This window comes from Caloranaerobacter azorensis DSM 13643, assembly GCF_900129995.1.
Classification (GTDB): domain Bacteria; phylum Bacillota; class Clostridia; order Tissierellales; family Thermohalobacteraceae; genus Caloranaerobacter; species Caloranaerobacter azorensis.
On sequence record NZ_FQXO01000134.1, the window covers coordinates 1 to 2,382 of the forward strand.

General features: G+C 22.8%; 4 protein-coding genes. 2 read left to right on the top strand and 2 right to left on the bottom strand.

The features are described from left to right. Nucleotides 1–59: 59 nt before the first annotated feature. Entirely contained in the window at nucleotides 60–344 is a 285-nt protein-coding gene (locus tag BUB51_RS12410) for a hypothetical protein (RefSeq protein WP_073198142.1), read from the bottom strand. A gap of 225 nt (nucleotides 345–569) precedes the next feature. Between BUB51_RS12410 and BUB51_RS12415 the strand changes: the two genes are divergently transcribed. Further along, nucleotides 570–764: a hypothetical protein gene (locus BUB51_RS12415; RefSeq protein ID WP_073198144.1), complete on the top strand. Its 195-nt coding sequence runs from the start codon at nucleotides 570–572 to the stop codon at nucleotides 762–764. 627 nt (nucleotides 765–1,391) lie between these two features. On the opposite strand, the gene BUB51_RS12420 is transcribed toward BUB51_RS12415, so the two are convergent. Next, complete coding sequence (locus tag BUB51_RS12420; protein WP_073198146.1) at nucleotides 1,392–1,583, bottom strand: hypothetical protein; 192 nt, start codon at nucleotides 1,581–1,583, stop codon at nucleotides 1,392–1,394. 150 nt (nucleotides 1,584–1,733) lie between these two features. Here BUB51_RS12420 and BUB51_RS12425 point away from each other — a divergent pair, with 150 nt between their 5' ends. Continuing rightward, on the top strand, nucleotides 1,734–2,153 hold the full coding sequence (locus tag BUB51_RS12425; protein ID WP_073198148.1) for a 23S rRNA (pseudouridine(1915)-N(3))-methyltransferase RlmH: 420 nt from the start codon (nucleotides 1,734–1,736) through the stop codon (nucleotides 2,151–2,153). Nucleotides 2,154–2,382 lie beyond the last annotated feature (229 nt).

Genomic DNA, 2,382 nt, shown 5'->3' on the forward strand with positions numbered 1-2,382 from the left:
AAAATAATAAAATAAAAGGGTTTTCTGGTTCCCTCTGCTGCAAACAAAGGGAACCTTTTTTATAAAAGTTCTAATTTTATTGTGTTTAATAATTTTATAATATTTGGTATATTCAACTTCAAGTTGTTGCATTCAATATCGTCTAATTTTTCTATTATATCAATATAATAACTAATTCTGCTAATATATGATAAACAAAGTTCTTTATTGTGTCCAAATAGAAAGTAGTTAATTAATAAGTTTATCGTTTCTTCAGCAAGAGATTTGTCTTCATATCCAAAATTCTTTTTAATGATATGTAAGAAATAATTTATTTCTAATCTAAGAACTTCTAGTTGTATCATAAAGATCACCTCCATTTAATTTCCAGCATTATAAACACATTTATATGTATTTTCAAATTTTTATGCTGTTTTTTAAAAAATTATGTTTAAAAGTTTTGTTTACAGATTATTACATTTACATTAAAAAAGTCCAAAGTTAAACACAAAAAGATTTTTTTGTGCTAGTATAAAAATACATTAGATATAAAAATAGAGAAATAACCTATTTAAATAGGAGGGATAAAAATGTTAAAAAGAATAGTGAGCCTTTTAGTTTCAAATATTGCTGGACTAGTTGTATTTTATTTGATGTATAAAGCAGAAATATACTTAAATGTTCCTTTACTACAAAAATATTACTTAATACCGTTAGCGGTATTAATTGCATATATGGTATTTGAAGATTATAAAGAAATAAAAAATTATTTAGAATATCAGTAACAAAAGGTCAGTGTATAAGCATAGATTCTCCTGGTTTGACAGGGGAATTTTACTTTATTAGCAATTGATGGAGTTGTTAGGTTGGCATAAGAGCGTTATAGTTAAAGAAGAAAGGTTAAAAAGTTTTTAAAAAGTCGCGATAAGATAAAAAATAAAATTAATATATTGATGTTTCTTGTCAGAGGATTTTTTACAATCATATGCTTAAAATAAAGTTTTAAATTAGCACGTTATATTGCTAATGCAGGATTTTGAACTAAAATTTGCTTGCAGATTTTTCAGTCAAAACTAGAGAATTTGTATTTAGGACAAAGTATGAAAAAAATAAAAAATAATTTTTGTTTATAAAAGTTAAAAATATAAAGAACGTAGCGGTAATTTTAGAAAATAGAAAATATTTCTTTAAAATATTAGATGTAGAAAATTTGAGATAAACAAGTGAAGTTATTTAAAAAATGAGAAAGATGTAAAGGGGGAAATTAATTATTACAGTATCTAAACTTGAGATATCTCTATGTATAATTAAAATACCTCCTCCCATTGAAAATGGTAGGAGGTATTTTAATTAAAAAACTAGAAATCTTTTATATTAAAATTATAAAAGATAATTTCAAATAAAGAGTTATTTTAAGAGTTAATATTATCTTTATAAAAAAACTTTTTTTCAACTATGTTGACAAAACGAAATAATTGAATAAATGATGCTATCATGCATATTGCTATAACTATTCTTACAAAAGTATTTTCTAGTATAATATTAAGTAAAGCAAGTATAATATTACATACTATTAATTTTTTCAAAGATTTAAATAATAGCATTGATATACCTCCTTAACATATATGAAGATAAAGTTTAGAAAATATTAATAAAAAATTTATGCAGCATTCAAGTATTTGAGAAAAGTTATTTATTTAATATGCATTGTAATAAAATAATGTAATTTATTGAAAAAAGAAGGAGAATTTATAATGAATATAAAAATAATTACTACAGAAAAGATTAGAGAGAAGTTTGCAAAAGAGGCGATAAATGAATACAGTAAGAGGTTAAGTAGATATTGTAAACTTAAATTTGTAGAAGTAAAAGATAAAAAACAATTACAAAAAGAAATTACTGATAAAACATATTTAGTATTGGTAAGTATAGAAGGAAATTTGATTTCGTCAGAAGAATTAGCAAATAAAATTTCAAATTTAGCACTTACTGGTAAAAGTGATATTACTTTCTTAATAATATATGGAGAAGTAAAAAATGAAATAAAAGAAAGAGCAGATTATCATTTAGCGATTTCCAATATGGCTATGGATATTAGTGTATTGATAATTATTATGTATGAGCAAATATATAGAGCATATAGGATCATTAATAATGAACCTTATCATAAGTAAACTCTACTTTTACAGAATATTTTTAATTGTAAACATAATCTTTTAATGATACCTGTTTGTATTTCAAAAGTCTTATGAGACTTATTATTTAATATAAGATAAAGTATGAGAAGGAAAATTAAAATAGAATAACGATCAGAAATTTAGCACTTGAAAATTTTTTAGGGCGATAGTCCGTTGATTTATAAGAATTTCAGAATAAGCACTAAAAATTTGAGATTTTCCGATT